Source organism: Ezakiella massiliensis (genome assembly GCF_059862345.1).
Genome location: NZ_JCBCEO010000002.1, coordinates 35,342 through 56,054, shown reverse-complemented (window position 1 = coordinate 56,054; position 20,713 = coordinate 35,342). Strand labels below are relative to the sequence as shown.

Annotated in this window: 19 protein-coding genes; 2 read left to right on the top strand and 17 right to left on the bottom strand. The window is 33.4% G+C overall.

Annotated elements, in window-relative coordinates:
• Nucleotides 1–394: 394 nt before the first annotated feature.
• Together AC6FXG_RS03170 and AC6FXG_RS03165 are read left to right on the top strand one after the other, a co-directional pair.
• Nucleotides 395–1,126 (top strand): ABC transporter ATP-binding protein, encoded by a 732-nt coding sequence (locus tag AC6FXG_RS03170; protein ID WP_500571535.1) that lies wholly within the window; start codon nt 395–397, stop codon nt 1,124–1,126.
• Nucleotides 1,123–1,917 carry a hypothetical protein gene (locus AC6FXG_RS03165; protein ID WP_500571534.1) on the top strand — a complete coding sequence of 265 codons (795 nt, stop codon included), beginning with the start codon at nt 1,123–1,125 and terminating at the stop codon, nt 1,915–1,917. The genes AC6FXG_RS03170 and AC6FXG_RS03165 overlap by 4 nt, the downstream gene beginning before the upstream one ends.
• 483 nt (nt 1,918–2,400) lie before the next feature.
• Here AC6FXG_RS03165 and AC6FXG_RS03160 read toward each other — a convergent pair whose 3' ends face one another.
• From AC6FXG_RS03160 to AC6FXG_RS03080, 17 genes are all read right to left on the bottom strand, one after another.
• Nucleotides 2,401–4,188, bottom strand: coding sequence for an ABC transporter ATP-binding protein (locus AC6FXG_RS03160; RefSeq protein ID WP_500571533.1), 1,788 nt, complete (start codon nt 4,186–4,188; stop codon nt 2,401–2,403).
• A complete protein-coding gene (locus AC6FXG_RS03155) occupies nt 4,178–5,959 on the bottom strand; it encodes an ABC transporter ATP-binding protein (protein WP_500571532.1) in 1,782 nt (593 codons plus the stop codon). Before AC6FXG_RS03155 ends, AC6FXG_RS03160 begins: the two co-directional genes overlap by 11 nt.
• Nucleotides 5,960–6,087: 128 nt before the next feature.
• Nucleotides 6,088–6,690: a response regulator transcription factor gene (locus AC6FXG_RS03150; protein ID WP_500571803.1), complete on the bottom strand. Its 603-nt coding sequence runs from the start codon at nt 6,688–6,690 to the stop codon at nt 6,088–6,090.
• Nucleotide 6,691: 1 nt separating this feature from the next.
• Nucleotides 6,692–7,840 carry a sensor histidine kinase gene (locus AC6FXG_RS03145; protein ID WP_500571531.1) on the bottom strand — a complete coding sequence of 383 codons (1,149 nt, stop codon included), beginning with the start codon at nt 7,838–7,840 and terminating at the stop codon, nt 6,692–6,694.
• A gap of 81 nt (nt 7,841–7,921) precedes the next feature.
• On the bottom strand, nt 7,922–9,496 hold the full coding sequence (locus AC6FXG_RS03140; RefSeq protein WP_500571530.1) for an ATP-binding cassette domain-containing protein: 1,575 nt from the start codon (nt 9,494–9,496) through the stop codon (nt 7,922–7,924).
• Nucleotides 9,497–9,638: 142 nt separating this feature from the next.
• On the bottom strand, nt 9,639–10,136 hold the full coding sequence (locus tag AC6FXG_RS03135; RefSeq protein ID WP_500571802.1) for an ATP-binding cassette domain-containing protein: 498 nt from the start codon (nt 10,134–10,136) through the stop codon (nt 9,639–9,641).
• Nucleotides 10,137–10,217: 81 nt separating this feature from the next.
• Nucleotides 10,218–11,021, bottom strand: a complete 804-nt coding sequence (locus AC6FXG_RS03130; RefSeq protein WP_500571529.1) for a KilA-N domain-containing protein — start codon at nt 11,019–11,021, stop codon at nt 10,218–10,220.
• Between the two features lie 185 nt (nt 11,022–11,206).
• On the bottom strand, nt 11,207–12,727 hold the full coding sequence (locus AC6FXG_RS03125; RefSeq protein WP_500571528.1) for a recombinase family protein: 1,521 nt from the start codon (nt 12,725–12,727) through the stop codon (nt 11,207–11,209).
• Nucleotides 12,720–14,465 carry a recombinase family protein gene (locus AC6FXG_RS03120; protein WP_500571527.1) on the bottom strand — a complete coding sequence of 582 codons (1,746 nt, stop codon included), beginning with the start codon at nt 14,463–14,465 and terminating at the stop codon, nt 12,720–12,722. The genes AC6FXG_RS03125 and AC6FXG_RS03120 overlap by 8 nt, the downstream gene beginning before the upstream one ends.
• Nucleotides 14,458–16,176: a recombinase family protein gene (locus AC6FXG_RS03115; RefSeq protein WP_500571526.1), complete on the bottom strand. Its 1,719-nt coding sequence runs from the start codon at nt 16,174–16,176 to the stop codon at nt 14,458–14,460. The genes AC6FXG_RS03120 and AC6FXG_RS03115 overlap by 8 nt, the downstream gene beginning before the upstream one ends.
• A gap of 98 nt (nt 16,177–16,274) precedes the next feature.
• Nucleotides 16,275–16,442, bottom strand: coding sequence for a hypothetical protein (locus tag AC6FXG_RS03110; RefSeq protein ID WP_000332792.1), 168 nt, complete (start codon nt 16,440–16,442; stop codon nt 16,275–16,277).
• Between the two features lie 467 nt (nt 16,443–16,909).
• The gene (locus tag AC6FXG_RS03105; RefSeq protein WP_500571525.1) at nt 16,910–17,317 is read right to left on the bottom strand and encodes a sigma-70 family RNA polymerase sigma factor; all 408 of its coding nucleotides are present in this window, start codon (nt 17,315–17,317) and stop codon (nt 16,910–16,912) included.
• Nucleotides 17,318–18,230: 913 nt separating this feature from the next.
• The gene (locus AC6FXG_RS03100; protein WP_500571524.1) at nt 18,231–18,353 is read right to left on the bottom strand and encodes a class III lanthipeptide; all 123 of its coding nucleotides are present in this window, start codon (nt 18,351–18,353) and stop codon (nt 18,231–18,233) included.
• A gap of 89 nt (nt 18,354–18,442) precedes the next feature.
• Complete coding sequence (locus AC6FXG_RS03095; RefSeq protein ID WP_500571523.1) at nt 18,443–18,577, bottom strand: class III lanthipeptide; 135 nt, start codon at nt 18,575–18,577, stop codon at nt 18,443–18,445.
• A 19-nt stretch (nt 18,578–18,596) separates the two neighbouring features.
• Nucleotides 18,597–18,737: a class III lanthipeptide gene (locus AC6FXG_RS03090; RefSeq protein WP_500571522.1), complete on the bottom strand. Its 141-nt coding sequence runs from the start codon at nt 18,735–18,737 to the stop codon at nt 18,597–18,599.
• 25 nt (nt 18,738–18,762) lie between these two features.
• On the bottom strand, nt 18,763–18,969 hold the full coding sequence (locus AC6FXG_RS03085) for a helix-turn-helix transcriptional regulator (RefSeq protein WP_500571521.1): 207 nt from the start codon (nt 18,967–18,969) through the stop codon (nt 18,763–18,765).
• A 120-nt stretch (nt 18,970–19,089) separates the two neighbouring features.
• The gene (locus AC6FXG_RS03080) at nt 19,090–20,712 is read right to left on the bottom strand and encodes an ATP-binding cassette domain-containing protein (protein ID WP_500571520.1); all 1,623 of its coding nucleotides are present in this window, start codon (nt 20,710–20,712) and stop codon (nt 19,090–19,092) included.
• Between the last annotated feature and the right edge of the window lies 1 nt (nt 20,713).

Genomic DNA, 20,713 nt, shown 5'->3' with positions numbered 1-20,713 from the left:
CGCGAAGCGTTGTAGGGGCGATCCTTTATGGTCGCCATACCACAATCCCGATTCCCCTTGTGGGGTGAGCTTTGTGGAAGATATATATTTACATTTTTTATGGTCGCGCGCGTGGCCATTTTTTGTTTAATATATAAATAAAAAATTGATATGTAATTAACTCGACCACTAGGCATCGAGCCTGCGTGGTCGAAATGTTCACCATAAAGGTGAACGCTACAAACGTTCTAAAAAATACCCGTAGGTGAAATTAATTCATTATTTATCTCGCTCTGCGGGTAGCGTCCGATTTATCTCGGACATTAAAATGCCGATTGCCCCTTGTGGGCATGAGGCATTTTTTATTGCTAAAGTGGCGTATATGTGTTATAGTTTCTTTGAAAGGAGAATGCGGATGGATTATATTTTGCAAACAGAAAATCTCAGCAAGGCTTATGGAGACAAGCTTGTTTTGGATAATATTAATTTAAAAATAAAAGCGGGATCCATATTTGCCCTTATTGGGGAAAATGGCGCTGGCAAGACTAGTCTATTAAAAATTTTATCAGGGCTGGCAAAGGCAAGCCAAGGAAACGTAGACTATCCGACTTTGGATAGGAGCGATGACAGGCCTGTAATGAGTCTGACTTTGGAGGAGCCTGGTGTGATTGAAAACATGACCGCCTATGAAAACTTAAAGGCCAAAGGAATTTTGTGCGGAGCTAGCGAGGAAGAGATAAGGGAACTTTTGGATAGGGTGTCTTTGACTGAGGCCGCCAATAAAAAAGTTAAAAAATTCTCCATGGGTATGAAGCAACGGCTGGCAATTGCCCTGGCCCTTTTAAACAAACCCAGTCTGGTATTTTTCGACGAGCCTATAAACGGTCTTGACCCTCAAGGCATCAAGTGGTTTAGAGACTTGGTCCTTGACCTTAATCGCGATCTGGGCACGACCTTTATTATTTCCAGCCACATTTTAAGCGAGCTTGGCCTAATTGCAAGCGACTTTGCCTTTATGCACCAAGGCAGGCTTATCCTAACAGCCACTGGTCCGCAACTGAATGCTTATTGCCAGAAAAATAATATAAGTCTGGAGAATTTTTATTTTAACCTATTGCAAAATCCATTTGAAGGGGTGGACTTATGAAAAGAAAAATCGACTACCAATTTTATATAGCCTCCAAGTCTAAATTCCCCTATGTAATCTTACTTATTCTGGGAGTTTTTACTATGACCTTTTACAGCCTGGTCTACCTGTCCTCGACCGGCATTTTAGAAGTGCCAGAAATCGCTGAAACTGCAAATCGCTTGGCTCAGATGACGACCCTGGAAATAGTTTTAAACTTCTACTATTCTGATAAAATAATATTGTTTGTAGGAGCCTTTGTGGCCCTCTTTTCCTTAATTGAATTTCAAAAGGGTTATATAAAGGCGGTCTACGATCCCTTCGCGCCCAAGATTCAAACGGTTATTTCAAAACTCCTTGTGATCTTGGCCTACATTGTGGTCGCCTTTGTCCTGGTTTTGGTCCTAACCCTAATCAGCAGCGCAACATTTTTACCCCACAAGGGCTTTGGCAATGTCGGAAACTTCATCGGCCTATCCCTAGTTCAAATATTAGTCGAATTTGCCTTGGCTGGACTCATCATGTTCTTCTCCATAATGATTAGAAAAACAGTTTGGGCCCTCCTGGGCACCCTCTTTTATATAATGTTTGCGCCCATAAGCATTTACAGCGTAATTAACCAGCTTATAAGAATACTTAGCGGAAATAAAACATTTACAATCGCAAGATTTATACCCTACGGCAACACCTATGAACTATCCATCTACGATTCCAAGGCGCATTTTATAATGGCCATAGTATCGTCAATTATATTTATTGGCCTGGGGGTATATTTAAACAAAGCCGCCTATGAGAAGAAAGATATTAACTAATTTGCCGTTAATTCCGCGATATTCTTGTGAAAAAATTTTTTAGTCCTCGATGTACGCTCTAGTACACCTGCGTCCTAAAAAATTTATTTCACTTCGAATCTCATCGAAATTCCCAGGCAAATTAAGAGAATGGTATTAATAAAGATAAGATAAAAAACTAAAAAATAACGCTAAGCGTTGGTAGCGGCCGATTGCAGCCCTGCCCAAGAGACAAGTCCGCAAGGACGCCGTCGATTGGCTAGCAGTGACTCACGCAACTTGTTGCCCAAGAGGTCAATTTCCTGTAGCGGCGATCCTGAAATGGTCGCCAAGAAATTGACCGATTGGTTGCAACAATCTGAGGAGAATGTGGACCGAAAAATGCCGATTGCCCCTTGTGGGCATGAGGCATTTTTTATTGCAATTCTCCTACGAATATTTATGGTCATGCGCGTGGCCGTTTTTTTGTATTAAAAAAGTTGTGGGTCTTAACCACAACTTCTATTAATTATAATATTTGGCTTGGGCTTGCCACATTTCCTGGTAAATTGGATTTTCTTTTAAGAGGTCTGTGTGGGTGCCGGTTGCAATTATGCTTCCATCTTTGAAGATGGCTATCCTATCTGCAAACTTGCAGGCGCTCATCCTATGTGAGACAAAGATTGCGGTCTTCTCTGCGGAAACTTTTTTAAAGCTTTCGAAGACTTGCATCTCTGCCTTGGGGTCGAGTTTGGATGTGGGCTCGTCAAAGAGGAGGAGATCTCCGTCCTTGTAGAGGGCCCTGGCCAGGGCAACTTTTTGAGCCTCGCCACCCGACAAATCAATTCCGCTCTCATAGAGGTCTTTGTAAATATAAGTGGTCAGGTACATGTCCTTGTTAAAGCCGGCTTTGTCTAAGGCCGACTGGGCTTGGTTTCGATCATAATTTTCCCTGCAGGCAATATTTTCTCCCAGCATAAAGGAGAATAGAAAGAAATCTTGGCTGACTGTTCCCAATTTGGATTTTTCATCTCTTAAATTTGGTCTTGATCCATTTACATATAAATCGCCAGCAGTCGGCTGATAGAGGCCGGTCAAGAGATTTATAAAAGTCGTCTTGCCCGATCCATTGGCGCCGACGATTGCAATTTTTTCACCTTTTTTAACTTGCAGGTTCAGATTTTTTAATTGCAGGTCTTTGCTGTCCGGATATGAAAAGCAAATATTTTTTGCATCGATAAGATAATCTGTCGAATTTTCTTGATGGCCTGCAAAAGTTTTTTCTTTTGTAGCCTTTAAATTTATTACATCGTAGAGAATATCGATCTTTGGGTCGATGGCCTTTTGGTAGCCTATGGTTTCTATAAGGACCTTGACTCCTTCGACAATTTCTGCAAAGGCGCCCTTGTATATAAGAAGGGCCTCTATGCCAAAGAGTCCGCCCAGGGCCTTAACTGCCAAGACCAGTAGGAAGAGGATGTCCACTCCAGTGAGGACCAAATCGTTTAAGCCCCTGGAGAGGCCAGTCCTTATATTTATTTTTTTATCGTGCTTGAGCCCTTGATCAATAAAATTTTCCTGGAGCTGGCCCTTAATAAAATCTTTTTCGTCGTAAATTTTTATCTGCTTGAGCCTATCGTAGTCGGAGAAAATCCTCATATAAAAATCATAGATTTTATATTTGTCTGCGTAGAGGCTGCGGTCGATTTCATTTTTCTCTTCGACATTTTTTCTAATTTTAACCAAAGCCAAGGCAAGTAAAATAAATACCACGACCACTATTAATGGAAAATATGCCGAGCCCAAAACCCGTATGTCCACAGCTTTAAAAAGTGTAGGATAAAAAGTGCTCAGGGAAATCAGACCGATAATTATTGTAAAGATGCTGGACGTGAAATCGCAAAATTGGTAGACCATTTCATAATAAACTCCGCCCATGCCCTCGGTCTCCTGCCTGTGTCTGGAAATTTTCTTCTTATAATCTTTGCTGGTAAAGTCTTCAAAGGTCAGGTCAAACATTCCCCTGATGAGGAGATTTTTCTCCTTGCAATTTAAGTAGTCGGTGATTTCCATCTTATAATTTTCGCTCATAGAGCTTAGGAAATAAACAATTGCGTATGCGGCTGCACCAATTAAAGCAAGGGTGAAAATTTCCCTGGCAGACCTGCCTTTAAGCAAAGAGTCGACCAACTTGGATGAAACAAAGATTAGTACAAAGGGTTCAAGGGCCTTGAGCAAGCAATTTGCGAAGAGAATTGGGAGGATTTTTTTGTCAATCTTGTGGATGTCTTTTAAGACTTGCCTAGTTTTCATGGTCGTCCTCCTTGTAGTAGCTGGCTTGGAGGTCGTACATGGTCTTGTACTTGCCCCCCTTGGCCATGAGTTCTTGATGGCTGCCGGCCTCGACGATTTGCCCGTCCTCCATGTAAATTATTCGGTCGCAAAAACGAGTTGAATTTATCCTGTGAGAAATAAAAATCGAAATCTTATCCTTGGAAATTTTTTCATAGTCCTTGTAGAGATTTTCTTCACTAATGGGATCCAAGGCGGCCGTTGGTTCGTCCAAGATTAAAATGTCCCCGTCCTTAGCCAGGGACTTGGCTAGGAGAATCCTCTGCATTTCCCCGCCAGAAAAACCAGTGATCTTGTTGTTTTCAAGATCGATAACCTGGCTATCCAAACCGTCTTCTAAATTATTTATCCTTTTTGCCAGACCCAGCTGGTCGATCAGAGCAGAAACTTTTTCTTTGTCACGGTTTTTGCTGTCAATATTGTCGATCAGGCTGCCGGGCAGGAGAAAATAATCTTGAAATAAAATACTCATCCGTCCATAGACCGATTCCGTGGAATAGGCGTCTATGTCCTTGCCATTTACATACAAATTGCCAGCGGTCGGGCGGTAGAGGCCGGACAAAACTTTTACCAATGTGGTCTTGCCTGCTCCATTTTCTCCGACTATTGCCAGCGAGTCGCCCATTTTTAAGGACAGATTAATATCCTTTAAAATCTGCCCACCTTCCTTGTAGGCGAAAGACAAATCTTTTAATTCAATGGATTCTATTTTTTCGAGTGGCAGTCTGGTGTCAACAAGATTGTCCTTGTGAGTGAAGTCCCGGTATTTGCCACAGGCCAGCGAAATCCTCTTTAAACTTGAGATGTGGCCTGTAAAATTGTTCAGCCATTCGGAAAAGCCCATAACAAGCGTCAGATAAAAAACAAAATCGCCGACGGAAATCTTTCCAGCCATGGCCATCTTGGTCAAGATAATATATGTAGCCAGGTCTCTTACAAAACCCAAGCCCGCCTCGATCCCGGAAGTCGCGTTGGCCTTGCTAGTATATTTTCTCAAGATCTTGTAATAGGACTGGGAAAATTTATCCAAATAAGCAAAGATAAGTGCCAGAGTCTTGTTTAATCTGGCCTCCTTTTGGGCCGACTCGTCACCAGCAATCCTATAAAGATAATAGAGCCGCATCTCCTCCAAGGACATTTGGTCGGCAGTCGTGTCGCCAAACTTAATCAGCCTGTCTTGGATATAGTAGCCCAGGGCAGATGTCAAAATTAAAATGGAAATGAGGAGGGGCGAAAGACTGGAAAAAATTACTGAATAGGTCAAAAAGCCTAAAATTGAAGTGAGTAATTTGGAAAATCTAATGGCCGACCAAGCGCCATCAGCCTGGTCACCGTCAAAGGCAAAGGCCTTGGCCCTTTCAAAGAGTGCCCGCTGGTCTGCGCCCTCAAAGTCTTCCAGGTCCTTGGCCATGACAGCCCCCATAAGGTCCAAGCCATAGAGCATGGAAACCTTGGTTTGAAAATACCAGGTCCTCTCCTCTGCCCAAACGCTAATAAATTTTAAAAGCAAATACAGGGCAAAGATGGCCATGAGTTTGTATAAAAATTCTCTCATGTAAAGGCCATCCACCAAGGAATCGGCCAGGGTCTTTGTAATCAATGCCTCAACCATAGGAATGAGGACAGCAATAATGGCTGCAAGAAAAACAACCATGGCCCCCATCCGGTCCTTGGCAAACCAATTTTTTATTAGAAAAAATAAATTGTCAAAAAAATTCGATTTGTGTTTCATTATGTAAGACTCCCCTTGTTTCAATAAGTTCATTATAGCACAGATGTGTGGAATGTAAAAATGCTTAATTCTAATATTACTTTATTTTATTATACCATATATATTAATTGTATACAAAAAAAGGAGGGTCAATCCTCCTTTTTGTTTGCGTATGGGTTAATGTAGCCTTTTTCCATGCCGGAATTGTAGGCTTCGACTATATTTTTCACACCGAATTTTTCATAGATTGAGGCTATGTGGTTGTAGAGGGTGCGTTCGCTGATGTGGAGTTTTTCGGCAATTTCTTTTTTGCTATCGCCCTTTACCAGTTCCGTGAGGACTTCCACTTCCCTGGGGCTGAGTTCGTTGACTATTTCCACAGCCTTGGCCTGGGTCTTGCCCTCGTGCACTTTCCTTAGTCTTACCATCATGTCCCCGATTTCTATGGACTTGTTGATAAAATCTTTGGCCCCATATTCAAAGGCCCGCTGCCTATAATTTTCCAAATCATAAGAGGTCAAGATGACTATCTTTTGGTCGGGGAATTTTTCCAAGATTCCACCAATCATCTCCAGGCCAGTTTTTTCTCCCCGCAGATTTATATCCAGGAGCAAAATATCATAGGCATCTTTCAAATTTGCGTCCAAGTCTTCCGGCCTAGATATATAGGTGCACATCTCGACCCCCTCCTGCTCTTCCAAGAGGACCTTTATGGATTGGCCCAGAATCTTGTGATCGTCTAAGAGTAAAATTTTAATTTTCCCTCACCTCCATGAGTACTTGGGTAAACAATTTGTCCCCCTTCAAATCATAATTTATCTTTCCAGAATTGGACTCGACCAAAAGAGTCAGAATCAAAATCCCCCTCTTGGAATCCTGGATCTTTTTGAAATCCTCCTTGGTCGCCCCGTCGCTCTCCAAATTAATCAGGACCTTGCCATCCTCCATGCTAAGACTATAATTTAAATAAGTCCCCTCCGAGTGCTTGTAAATATTGTTGACCAGTTCTTTAGAAACCAAAAGCAAGAGGCGTTTTAACTTTTTATCCTTAAGAGTCGCAGCCTCAGGCTCTATATCCATGTTGAGTTCCAAGTTTTTGTCCTTGTAAAGGCTGGCAATATTTGCGAAGACATGCTCCAAGGAAGCGCCCACATCAATGTCGTCGTAAACATTTGATTGATAGTATTTCATAATCCCCCTGGCCTTGTCCTCCAGGTCGGTTAAAATTTCTTTTACGAAGTCCAAGTCAGGGTCCCTGGTCGACAGGTAATTTTTAGAAGCAAAAATATCCTGAACAATATCGTCGTGGATAACGCGGGCAAATTCTTCCCTCTCTTGACCAATGTGGTCAGACAAATAGTAGAGCTTGTAAATCTTGTCGTAGATATTTTCTTGTTCTTTAAAATATAAGGTCAAAACCAATTCAAAAAATAAATAGGTAAAATGATACATCAGGTCTATTGATTTTGGATCAATGCCGAATATATAAACTGTAACACCAGCAAACACTCCAAAACCTAGGGCCAAAATTAGCAAAGACCTCAGTGTCAGTGGTAGTATATTAATATTTTTAAAATTTTTTATCTTTAAAAATTTTAATATATAAATGCAAATAAAAGCATAGGTCAGATAAATAATCTTAGTATTAAAATTAACGTAGTCCAAGGCACCAACGGCAATAGGGACCATAATTAAAATGCTGTATATTAAAGAAGTCCTAAAAGAAATTTTATTATTAGACAACTCCACTGCAACAAAAATAATAATTACACGCCTAGTTAAATTTAATATTTTTCCCAGAACTACATAGTCTTTTACCAAAAGCCCAGTCGCTTGAAGAATAGCAAAATACATCAGTATAAAAGCATGGATGCTAATATTTTTTAACATTTTCTTGTACATATACTCACCACAACCCCTCTATAGCTTTATTTTACCATATAGAATGAAGTTATCACAGCCCTTTAAGAAAATAAGACAAATTTATAACCTTATAACCTGATCAAATCTTTTTAGTGTATTTTCATCATTTACATGGGTGATGACAATAACAATCTTATCTTTGATTCCAAAAATCAAATCAAAAATAATTTCGCTTGTTTCTTTGTCCAAGTTACTTGTGGGTTCATCAAAAATCATAACATCATAATCCTCTACTAGGAATCTTGCAATGTCTATCCTTTGTTTTTCACCTGTGGACACTTGGTTCCTGCTCCCTTCTTCAATAGACTTATCTAAAAAGCTGTCATTAAATTTCAATTCCCTATAAAGACCATTATTAACTTCCAATTTTCTATAGAGCTCTATATTATCTCTTACAGATCCATCAATATAAAAGTCGTTTCTTTGTATATAAGCAACTTTCTTATATAGGTCGTCGGTCAAAATTGTATTTACATCTTGCTTGTTTAGCTGAATCTCGCCTTTGTACTGGTCTGAACCATAATATTTCATTATTAGCTTAGCTAGAGTGGACTTTCCTCGCCCGGATTCCCCCACTATGGCGTAGGTTTTTCCTTTTTCAAATTTTGTATTAAAGTCTTCAAAAATTATCTTATCTTCTGCAAACTTAAAATCCAAGTCTTTAATGTCTATGGTTGAAATATTGTTTTGAATTAGTTGACCTTTATTTTTCTCTGTTGATAAAATTTCATCAAAACTTTTCATGATGTCGCTAACTGTCCCCATCAAGTTTTTATTATAGGCTAATTGTTGCAAGGGATTAAACACGCCATTTAACAAGTTTATTGCAGAAATTAATAAACCAACTGTAATATCTCCCCTAAGAGCAAACCATACCCCTATTGACATGCAAGCCAATTGGGCAAAAAAGCTGAAAAAAAGTCCAAGGTCGTTGGCAAGTCTAGATACAAATATATATGAAAACCTGCTTTTCTCATATTGTTTATCCCTATCAAGGTATTTTTTCAAAAAAATATCAGATACGCCAAGTAGTTTAATTTGTTCAAAGCCTTTTAGATGATTATTTATTACCTTTAAGTAGTTCGCACTTTCCTCTGAAAATTCATTGGTTTTTTTAGCCATTATTACTCCCGGTAATTGGGATAAAACTATCGTAACAAGTGAAACCCCAACAAATGATAAACCCAATTTCCAATTGATAAAAAATATTGTTCCAATACTAACCAAGGCCGATATAAAGTTCGCAACAATCTCGCATCTAGGTGACAAATAGTTTGTTTGCAATAGGTCAATGTTTTTTGTAAAGTTGTTCAAATAATATTCATTTGACTTTGATACATAATCGTTCATTTCCTTTTTATTGACAGACACATAAAGGTCTTTTTTGGCATCTCTAATTATGTCTGATACATTTTTACTCTTTATATACGTGAATAAAAGGGATACAATAAACCATCCGATTACAACCTTAAGACATGCTAATATTTTTGAAACAAAGTTTACATCTTGGTTAACTACAACGTCTACAACTGTTCCTAGTCTAACAGAAAACATTGCAAATAAAACCGCTGACCCTATACTTAAAATCACCGCCAAAACATATGTCAACCAATGTTTTTTGATTATTTTATTCATAATAAACCTCCTTTAACATTTTTCATTCTAACATGAGTTAAAAAAGATTACATGAGTAAATACTGCAAATTTTATTTTTTTCAATAAAAAAATTGTGAGTTTTTAGGCCCACAATTTTTCTTAGCAAAACTTAGGATTAATTTTATATTCTTATAATTTCGTCTGCCCTCTTGGTAAAGTCATCCCTATGGGTGATGGCAACGATGGTCATATCGTTTTTATTGCCGTAGTCAATGAGCTCTCTCACGAAGTTTTCACTTGTCTTTTCGTCAAGGGCGCTGGTTGGTTCGTCCAAGAGAATTAGATCAGGTTTTCTGATGAGCATACGGGCAATGGATATCCTTTGTTTTTCTCCACCGCTGACATTTTCCCCTCTTTCGTCTATGACAAAGTCCAGGCCTTTTTGCTCGACCAAGTTCCTCAGTTGACATACATCTATGACTTCATTTAATTCATCATTGGAAATCTTATCGCCCAGGCAAATATTTTCATAAATGGACTTGTTGATTGTAAATGGCTTTTGGTCAACTTGCATAATCCTGTCGTAGAGCATGGCTGCAGATATTTCGTTGATATCTGTGCCGTTTAATTGGACTTTAACATCCTGGCTGTCAATAAACTTGGATATAATATTGTAAATGGTCGACTTGCCCTACAATGTCAAGCAATTGTTACATAAAATTAGACGATATTTCTATCGCCTAATTTATATACAAAACTTTTATTTTAACTTTTTTATACGTTCACTTTCTGTTAGAATCCTCATTTGTTCAATAGCAATTGCATTTAATTTTTCTATCCTTTCAGTTGCATCCATTCCCTCATTTATAAAAACAGCATTTAAGTTCTCAAGATTTGATAAACACACTAATTGTGATATATCAGCATAGTCTCTCATATTTCCTTTTAACTCCGGATTATTTTCACGCCATTCTTTTGCTGTCATTCCAAACAAAGCTACATTTAATATATCTGCTTCACTTGCATAGATATAGTTTATTCTTTCCTTTGATAATTTCTCAGGGACAAGTTTATTCTTAATTGCATCTGTATGAATTTTGTAATTTATTTTAGCTAAATTCCTCTTGATATCCCAACCTAATTGTCTTTGTTCTTCTTCTTTTAAGCGCTCAAACTCTTTAATAAGATAGAGCTTAAAATAAGGTGATACCCAAGACGCAAATTCAAAAGCTATGTCTTTATGTGCATATGTTCCACCATATCTTCCTGCTTTGGCAATAATTCCGATAGAATTCGTCTTATTGACCCATTGTTTAACCGATAAAATAAAACGATTAAAACCTGCTTCATTTTTAATTCCCTCGAATTCGGTGGAATTAAAATTCGCATTATACATTTCTTCCCATATTCCTAAAAATTCAATTGTATTTTTATTCCTTAGCCATTTTTCTATCAGTGCCACACCATTTTCAACATTTCTAACCATGTCGGTTAAAGAAATATAATCTCTATTATCTATGGCAATAATGCTAATTTCTGATCCTTCCACATTTATTTTAGACACAAAAATCACCTCACAATATCTCATTTTAACTATAATTATATCATTTTTTTGTTCCTAAATATTTACCTTATCAACTCATAGTAAACAGTACTATTTGTTTCCGCAAATTTCCTCGCCATTATTTTTATTTTGGCGTATTAAAATTAAAGTTGGCGAGATTATGAGTTACTTTTAATGCTATTCATCTATTTTTCTACAATTTCTCTTTCTCCACTTCTTGATACAACTATTTTATCAATAGAACTATCTACATAGGCTTTCAATAAATTATTCTTATCTAAGGAATTACCATCAAATTCTTTCTTCAAATCAATCTCCTCTGACTTCAATTCTTTCAACTTACTCTCCAATAATATCTTTTTATCTTTGATAAAAGTTTTTTCCTTTAAGTAGTCCTCTTTTGAAATATTTTTCTTTTTATAATTTTCATAGATGATTTGTAAATTGCTGTTTAATATGGATATTTCCTTTAGAATCTCTTCTTTTACATTCTTGTGTTCTATAACTTTCTCTTTATTTAATGTGTTGTGAATCTTAAAATCTTTTAATTTAGGTTTTATAAGTTCAATAATATCTTTCTCTTTGATATTGTTTGGTTTTTTCTCAGCTTTACATAAATTACAATAATAACTTTTATACTTGTATATTTTATCAGAATTCTTCTTTTGTCTACTGTCACATCGTAAACTCATATGTCTACCACATTCTTTACAAAAAATCTTATCAGAAAAAATAGAGCGATTTTTCTTTCCTGTATAAACATAAAATTTCCTTTTTTCTTTTATTGACTTAACCTCATCAAAAACCTCTCTTGAAATAATTGCTTCATGAGTATTATGGATTACTTTCCACTCTTCTTCAGGAAGTAATATCTTTTTTCGCCTACCAATTCTTGTTTCTTTATACTTGTTATATACATAATCTCCTGTATATAATTCATTTCTTGTAATTTGTGATATGCAAACACTTGTCCAAACTCTTTTCTTTACTCTACTTCCTGTAATTAAATTTCCAGTATAATCAGAAAGTTTCAGTTCTTCTTTTCGCTCAGAGCGAGTTATATAGCCTTTTTCATTAAAAATATTAGCAATTTGAGTACAAGAATACCCTCTTAAAATTAAATCAAATGCTTCTTTTACTATAAATGCTGTCTTTTTATCAATGATGATATGATATTTATTATTTGGATCTTTGATGTATCCAAAAGGTGCTGCCCAGTTTGTATTCTTCCCCTGTGATTTAATTTGTTTTAAAGAATTGCTTACCTTCTCAGATAATTCTTTACTGAATAAATCATAATACAAGGTCTTAAACTGCATATCCATATCTAAGCCATTTCCATTTTCGTTTATGGAATCATAACAATCATTGATAGCTATAAATCGTATTTTTAAAAATGGAAATATATTGCTCAAATAATCCCCAAGCAAGATATAATCTCTTGAAAACCTCGACATATCCTTTACTATGATAGTCTTTACTCTTCCTTCTTTTACATCATCAATAAGTCTTAAAAATGCAGGTCTGTTTGTATTCGTTCCCGAATACCCATCATCTACATATTCCTTTATTTCACAACTCTTTAAAGATGATTCATTTTCAATATAATTTCTTATATAATCTCTCTGATTTACTATGCTTATACTTTCATCCATTTTGTTATAATCTTCGTCTGAGAGTCTTAGATAAATAGCCACCTTATTCATACTCTACCTCCAACTGCTCTTTTATATCTTTATCAAGATTAAACTTAAAATTTATGGTTACTTTCTTATTATGTGAAATTTCTATATGGTTAATGAGAGTATCAACCAATCCTTTATCCACTTCTATACTCTTATCAGCATCTAAGCAGTAAAAGAGAGCTTCTATGAATTTTTTCAGTTCCCTTTTCCTTTTCTTTATATTTCTTATTCTTTCATCAAAAACTTTTAATTCATTTTTTAAGGTTTTTATTTGATTATTTATTTTTTTACTTTCTATTTTAAAATCACTTAAAAGAACCTCTCCTTTAACATAGTTTTCATATTGTTCTTGTAGATTGATCCTAAGAGAAGCAATCTTTTTATTATTTACATCTGTTTTTAGAGAAACTTGATTTATCTTTTCAGCACTTATATTTTCTAAATATATTTTTAGTTGTAATCTTTTATCCTTTTTATAAAAGCTTGAAACCAGTTTTTTTAAGGTATCTACTAAAATTTTGTCTAGGTCTGTTTCGTATATTCTTACATGAGATTTTTCTAAGTTTAATCTGTCTCCACCTTTACAATAATAGCAATAGCAAATCTCATCATGATATTTCAGTCCTCGTGGTCCATATCGCTTTTTCAAATTTCTACCACAAACACTGCATTGTATGAGGTCGTCATACTTTCCTTCTTTTTTATAATCTCTTTGAATTTTTACTCCAACATTTTCTTTTCCGTCTTTTATTATGTTTTTCAGTGAATGGTAAGGTAGATAGTTTTGTTTTTTCTCCTTTATCTCTCTGATATTTTCAAATGTAGTTTTGTCTATCAAACCTTCATGGGTGTTCTCTGTTATAATCCACTCTTCTTTATCACGAAACTTACTTTTCCTACTTGGATCATGTCTATTTGAGTATACTCTTTGAATCAAATTCCCGATATATACTTCATCAGAAAGCATTTTTGATATATGAGAAATATCCCATTGTTTTGTATCTTCTTTATCCTTAAAAATTTTACCTGTTCTTTTATATTCATCAGGTGTCGTATATGTTTTAGTCAATTCTCTTGCTATTTGCATATTGGATTTACCTTGACTTGCCATATAAAAGATAAGTCTCACTACATCTGCTGCCTTTTCGTCCATCACCAGAACTCTTTTTCCATCAATTTTATCAACCTTATAGCCATACGGAGCCATTGCTCCTATAAAAGACCCTTGTTTCATTTTTATTTCTTTAGAGGCTTTTATTTTCTTTGAAATATCTTTTGCGTATAAATCATTGAAGATATTTTTTATTGCTATTTCATAACTCTGATCTGATTTTATACCGTCTTTAGTATCCAGATTATCATTTACGGAAATAAATCGAACTCCCAAAAATGGAAATACTTTTTCGATATAGTTTGCGATTTCTAAATACTCTCTACCAAACCTTGACATATCTTTTACTATGATACAATTTATCCTGCCTGTTCGGATATCTTCCATCATTTCAATAAATGCAGGTCTTTTAAAATTTGTTCCAGAATATTCATAGTCCTTGTATACTCTTAAAAGCTTTATATCTTTTTCTTTTGCAGCATTTATACAAAGTTCTTCCTGCATTTCAAGTGAATTACTTTTATCCCTGTAAGCTTCCTTTCTTTCCTGTGATAATCTAGTATAAATACCGGCAATGTATATTTTTTCAATCACTTTTCCAACTTCTGTTTCTGATTGTGATATATGCCTATTTTTTGTTCTAGCCATAGCATACCTCACTTTCAGCGCTTACAAGACGTTTATTCATAACAGTGGGTATAGTTTTTGACTTCCTGCTTTTATCGATACTTTTCTTTTTTATAGTGTTGGCTTTAATGTCAGACTTATCCATTTTTGTCATTTCTTCAAGTAAAGACAATTCTTCAGTATGATTAAACCTAACATCTATCGTCTTATCTTCAGAAATAAAAATTTTATCAATAAGCATCACAACAGACAATCTATCTATTTCAGATAAATTTTTATACTTGTTAATGTCGATGATCCAACTCTTATTTTTGTCAATCTTCTCCTTAGTATCTTCCTGTTTTTTTAATCTATACTCGATACTTTCATCTAATTTAGTCAATTTCTCTGTATAGTTTTTTCTAAAAAGTTGATATTCTTCTTTACTGATAACATCTTCTTTTAGGTCAAGGTATAGAGAAGATAAGAGTTCTTCTGTCATTGCTTTTTCTCGTTTTAGTAGAGGAATTTGATTGTCTTTCAAATTTTTATTTATATCTATACACTGAACTTTAGAATATAGATTTTCATTAAATTCAATGTAGGACTTCATTACTTTAGATACTGCTTTTATCAAGGTTTCTTCTTTTATGCTGTGTCTTGTGCAAGATTTTTCCTTGTTGTACTTTGAACAGATATAGAATATCTCTTCTCTTTTTTTATACTTTACAGTCCTTCTAATCAAAGAACTTCCACATTCTTTACAAAAAAGCATTCCTGTAAAAATATCAATTTTGTCCTTTCCACGAGAATTATTCAAATCTCTTTTTAACATAGTATTTGCAATAGTAAAAACTTCTTTACTTATAATTGCTTCATGGGTATTTTCTACCCTTATCCATTCTTCCTTCTCTTTTTCTATCTGCTTTTTATTTTTATAACTTAAAGTAACACTCTTTCCTTGTAAAGTATTTCCAATATACACTTCATTTTCTATAATTCTATTTACTGCCTTTGCTGACCAAGTTCCACCTTTTGTATTTTGAAATCCATTACACTTAAATCCTTGACTTTCTTTATATTTTCTTGGAGTCAAAACTCCTAAACGATTTAGTTCATCTGCAATTGCCTTTGAAGAATACCCTAATAGCTTCATGTCGAATATATTTTTAATGTTGTTAGCAACCTGTTCATCAACCACTAACTTATTTTTGTTCTTTTCTGATTTTTTATATCCATAAGGTGCAAAGGCACTGATGAAGTCCCCTTTTTCTCTTTTAATCTTCTGAGAGCTTTTTACCTTATTGGAAATATCTCGGCAATAACTGTCATTGATGAAGTTTTTTATAGGAAGTATAAGGTGTGTATCGTTTATATCTGCACTTTTACTATCGTAATTGTCGTTTATAGATATAAATCTTATCCCGTTTTCCGGAAATATTCTTTGAATATATTTTCCGGCTTCTATATAATCTCTTCCGAATCTCGATAAGTCCTTTACAATAATTGTATTAAACTTTCTATCATAGGCAGCCGTTATCATTTCTTTAAAATTGGGACGATCAAAATTTGCACCTGAATATCCATCATCCACATACTCTTTGACAATTGTAATTTGATTTTTTCTTGCATAAGAGTTTATAATTTCTCTTTGATTAGATATAGAGTTACTTTCTGTTTTTTCGCCATCTTCTTTTGATAATCTTAAATACATAACTGCCAAATTTTCTTTTGCTAAATTGTTTTTAAACATAAAAAAGCCTCCTTTAATTCAATTTACATACAATAAATCGAACCAAGGCTAGGCTTCCACAAAAATATTATAACGCTCCTTATATTTTCTGTCAGCCCCTAATAGACAGAAAATTTTTCTTTGATGTATTCCTCTACTAAATTTTCTAAGCTAAATCCATTTTCATTAAATTTAACTTCTATATTCCAACCATCAATTTGATTTATCATCTGTTTATCTTTTTTATCTGTTTTCATTTCTGTATTTATATTATGTTCATCACACATAATATCTTCTCCTTATCTTCAATATTTTTAAGTTTTTTGACATTGACAAGTGCATTGGCTGCAACATAGGAATTTCACCTCCGCCCCTTTTCAAGATGAGCCGGCTTCAACTGTAGAAGTATCATTATCCCTGTCAATATCATCGCACAAGAGTTGCCATCCTCTTTTTATACAAACTTATTTACCGCTCCAAACCTTATATCCTCTACAAATGTAGGTATTCATTTAAACCAATTATCTTAGCAGGTTTATCTTGGCGTAAGTTGTAAATTGCTCAATTAACAGTTAACGTCTTGTCTTGGTCTATTCAGTTGTCAAGGTTCAAAATCTATATATAACGAGGTATAAAAGTCCCTCTATATATAAGCCTTACTTTCAGGACAACTTTTAACACTTTTTTGAATATTTTTTTGAAAAATTTTAAAAAAATAGAGGACAGAGATATTTTTCTCTGTCCCCTACTTGATTTACCTATCCAAAAGTTTTCTCAGTTTCTCTAAAATCTTATTTCTTAATCTACTAATTTTCATTGGATTCGTGTTTCTTTGTTTTGCAACTTCTATGAGAGTTTTATCATCAAAATATAGTAATTTGATTAGGTTTCTTTCTTCCTCATTTAAATTGTTTAATGCACGATGCAGATCTTCTATTAGCATTTTATTTTCAATAATCTTTTCAACATCAACACTCTTATCCGCAATATCTACAACACTTGTATTAAAGTCTCCAAAATGAAATACACCATGCTTTATATCCAGTCGCTTCAAATGAGCTTCATGATTAATCTCTTTTTTATATGCTCTATACACTTCATCAGGTACATATATTTTTTTACCCTTAACATAAATGTATTTTTCTTTATCATTATCTGACATCCTTTGATCCTCCTTTTTTTACTCGTTTTTCGATTTTGAGCATAAAAAAGGAGGACTACGGCACTTAGGCATGTCGAGTCCTCTAAAAAACAGGAGTTTTAAAACTAAAAACTGTTTTCTGTTAAACCTAAAAAGTTAACATAAACATGATATTAAAATAGATAGGTATTCTTATCGTGATTTTATTTATAGTTTTCTTCATTGATATATCTACCTCCATCACATTTATATATATCACTAAAAGTAGATATATTTGCATTAATTCTGCTTCATATCTAAAAATTATATAGAAAGGTTAATAGCTCTAGATTCTCATAAAATTTATTTCCTTCCAAGCATATGCACTTATCCAAGTTTTTCTTGTTAAAATAATCTATAAACTTTAGTTTTATTTGTTTATTCAATTTTTTTAAGTTTTGATTATCTTTAGATTCAATTAAAAAAATTGCATATATAGACCTGTATTCATGACACTTGAACATCTTATCTATTGTTTTTTCTCTAATATTTGTATTAAAAACTCTGTCTATCTTTCATAATATATTACTTTTCCCTTGGCTTTTAATAAAATTGAAGCTAACTCTATCCCAAAAAATGTAAATGGCATAGCTATTGAGAAAGTAACCATAGCATTCCCCCCCTATTATTTGTTCTGTAAATACTTTTCTACATAAGTAATAACTTTTGAATATCCATATACAAAAGGATTTGAAAAAAAATTAAAAAACTCTAATAGGATTGTTTGCTATGAAAAAACCTCGGATGAAGGATAAAAAGTAAATTTATTTAATAAAGGTAGAAACACACAAATATAGAAAAGCAAACCTATTCAATAAGCCCCCAAAATATCACACAAAACCAAAAAGAGTTTGGCGAAACAATTTGTTTCGCCAAACTCTTTTCTACAAAATGTTTAACAAATAAAAAGACTAACATGGCTTGAATTTTTGCAATTAACACTTCCTGTAGAAGCCTTCATGATACTAACATCTTCAGTCGCTTCCATTTCTTGTAGCTTTAAAATATTATTAGCCATTCTTACATCCTCCTTTCTTATAATATTTCTTATTTAAACTTGTATAAAATCAATTAGAAAAAAAATACAAGTCTAAATCCCATAAAAATTTAACAAAAAAAATAACTAGTTGTACTTTGTGCTTCGCAACCCAATACACTTAAAGTAGAATTCTTGATACTTAAGCCATTATCATATATTTCAAAAGTCTGTAATAATAATATTTCTTCGCTTAAAGTTTTCATATCATGCCTCCTGTTTTATTTATTGGTTCTTTAAAACACATATAAACAAACTTACTGTGCTTTCTTTTTTGCAAAAATAACTCACCGTAGAATTGTTTTCTTGATACATTGAACTTTCTTTTTCCGTTTCCATTGCTTGCAGTAATAAAACTTCAGTCATAGCAAATCACCTCTCTTTAAATAATTCATCGATCCTTATAACAACAACTAAAACAAAAAACCTCACATGGGCTTTCTTCTAAAGTATCAGAGATTTTAAGTACTGTTTCTAATGTAGGAGAAACCCTCTCATTTTCAATTTTTAATATCGTCTGTCGTGTTAATCCTACACGTTTTCCTAATCTATATTGAGATAACCCAAGCTTTTCCCTATACTTTTTAATATTGTTCAATTAAAAACCTTTCCTTAACTATATTTACAACCCTTTTACTATTGTTTATTTCTTATTTTTGGTTAATAATAGTTTACCTTATTTTGACATAAATGTCAATAATAAAAATCAACGTTTTTCTTATTTATTTTCAATATTTACTTCTTTTGAAAAAGAAAATTTAAACCTCGCATCATGTGTTATAATAATTAAAATTCTTTCTAAATGTGTTAATTCTAAGTAGCTGCGTAACCATAGAGTTCTATCAAGATCTAAATTAGAAGTTGGTTCATCTAAAATTAACACCTCTCTGTTTAACAATATAGATTTGAGTATATAAATAAATTGTCTATCTCCGCCTGATAAATCCCTTATTTCTAATTTAAAAATTTCTTTTAAAAAATCAAATAGATTAAATTTTAAATTTTTAGGCATATTTTTAAAATGATCTACTATATCAGAGATTACTTCATGTTCCGATTTACCTTCCATGTCAAAATAATCTTTTACATAATCATTTTTTATATTAATCTCTTGGGGAACATTTGCAATGAGCTCTTTTCGTGTATATTCCATATCTATATTTTTTTTATTTATACCATTAAATTGTAAATTAATTCCTTTGTCATGAATAATACCATTTATAATTTGTATCAAAGTTGTTTTACCCGACCCATTTATCCCTGAAATTATAAATATGTCTCCGGTTTTTAATTCTATTTTATAGTCTTTAAACAAATGTTTTTCATCACTATATTTAAACGTAATATTACCTGTTATATTATTTATGGATGTCATTCTTTCATTTCCATCTTCCTCTACTTCAATGTTCAGTAAATCTTCTACTCTTTCTCTAGCTACCTTAGATAATTGATATTCTTTTCCTAGTGAAGAATAGTACTTTACTATACTTTCTACAATTCCATAATAACTACCTATAACAGCTAATTCACCAACAGTCATTTTTTTATTAATTACAAAATAACCACCAAACATCAAAGTAGCTATTTGAAATAAAAGTGAGATAATTCCTTCTGATATATTAAATTTGAAAATTATATTAGCATACTGTTTGAATACCAACATATACTTTCTGAAGACATTACTCATAAAATTGTCTTCTACTATATAGTTAGCATTCAACTTAATATTATACATATATTTTAACTGTTCTCCAAATTCCTTGTAGTAATTATTCTGACTTTCTCTTATTTGTAAACCGCTCTCCCTTAACGGATTTTTGAATTTTAAATATATTAATACATATAGTGGCATAAGTATAAGTATTGAAAATGCAATATATCTGTTTATTTTAACTAATATATAACCAACAATAGATAGTTTAATTACGTATACAAACGCTGTTGGAAAATTAGTTAAAATAAATTCTATCATCTTCCCAATATCTTGTTCCATTCTTTGATTTAAATACTCGGGATCAAAAGTTTTATATTTTAAATAATTAATCTTTCTAAGATGTCTAACTATATCCATTTTCAAACTATATTTAGTCTTTTCTGTAAGGAAAAGTTTGATATATCCAGCTATTATTTCAAAAGATAAATTCAATATAGAAAAAATAACTACCAAAAAAGCATAATACTTAATTAAGTTAATGTCATCAATTTTTATAAGTTCATCAATAAACTTGCCATTATAAAACGGAATTAAAACGACAGAAATATTTATAAAAACTATTGATGCAGTATATAGAAAATATTCTTTTTTGTAAAGACTATATATTTTTTTCATAAGAAATTTCATT

Bases quoted from the DNA above. Each gene is read 5' to 3' on its own strand.
- AC6FXG_RS03170 (WP_500571535.1), top strand. From the start codon at position 395: ATGGATTATATTTTGCAAACAGAAAATCTCAGCAAGGCTTATGGAGAC.
- AC6FXG_RS03165 (WP_500571534.1), top strand. From the start codon at position 1,123: ATGAAAAGAAAAATCGACTACCAATTTTATATAGCCTCCAAGTCTAAA.
- AC6FXG_RS03160 (WP_500571533.1), bottom strand. From the start codon at position 4,188: ATGAAAACTAGGCAAGTCTTAAAAGACATCCACAAGATTGACAAAAAA.
- AC6FXG_RS03155 (WP_500571532.1), bottom strand. From the start codon at position 5,959: ATGAAACACAAATCGAATTTTTTTGACAATTTATTTTTTCTAATAAAA.
- AC6FXG_RS03145 (WP_500571531.1), bottom strand. From the start codon at position 7,840: ATGTACAAGAAAATGTTAAAAAATATTAGCATCCATGCTTTTATACTG.
- AC6FXG_RS03140 (WP_500571530.1), bottom strand. From the start codon at position 9,496: ATGAATAAAATAATCAAAAAACATTGGTTGACATATGTTTTGGCGGTG.
- AC6FXG_RS03125 (WP_500571528.1), bottom strand. From the start codon at position 12,727: ATGAATAAGGTGGCTATTTATCTAAGACTCTCAGACGAAGATTATAAC.
- AC6FXG_RS03120 (WP_500571527.1), bottom strand. From the start codon at position 14,465: ATGGCTAGAACAAAAAATAGGCATATATCACAATCAGAAACAGAAGTT.
- AC6FXG_RS03115 (WP_500571526.1), bottom strand. From the start codon at position 16,176: ATGTTTAAAAACAATTTAGCAAAAGAAAATTTGGCAGTTATGTATTTA.
- AC6FXG_RS03110 (WP_000332792.1), bottom strand. From the start codon at position 16,442: ATGTGTGATGAACATAATATAAATACAGAAATGAAAACAGATAAAAAA.
- AC6FXG_RS03105 (WP_500571525.1), bottom strand. From the start codon at position 17,317: ATGTCAGATAATGATAAAGAAAAATACATTTATGTTAAGGGTAAAAAA.
- AC6FXG_RS03100 (WP_500571524.1), bottom strand. From the start codon at position 18,353: ATGGCTAATAATATTTTAAAGCTACAAGAAATGGAAGCGACTGAAGAT.
- AC6FXG_RS03095 (WP_500571523.1), bottom strand. From the start codon at position 18,577: ATGAAAACTTTAAGCGAAGAAATATTATTATTACAGACTTTTGAAATA.
- AC6FXG_RS03090 (WP_500571522.1), bottom strand. From the start codon at position 18,737: ATGACTGAAGTTTTATTACTGCAAGCAATGGAAACGGAAAAAGAAAGT.
- AC6FXG_RS03080 (WP_500571520.1), bottom strand. From the start codon at position 20,712: ATGAAATTTCTTATGAAAAAAATATATAGTCTTTACAAAAAAGAATAT.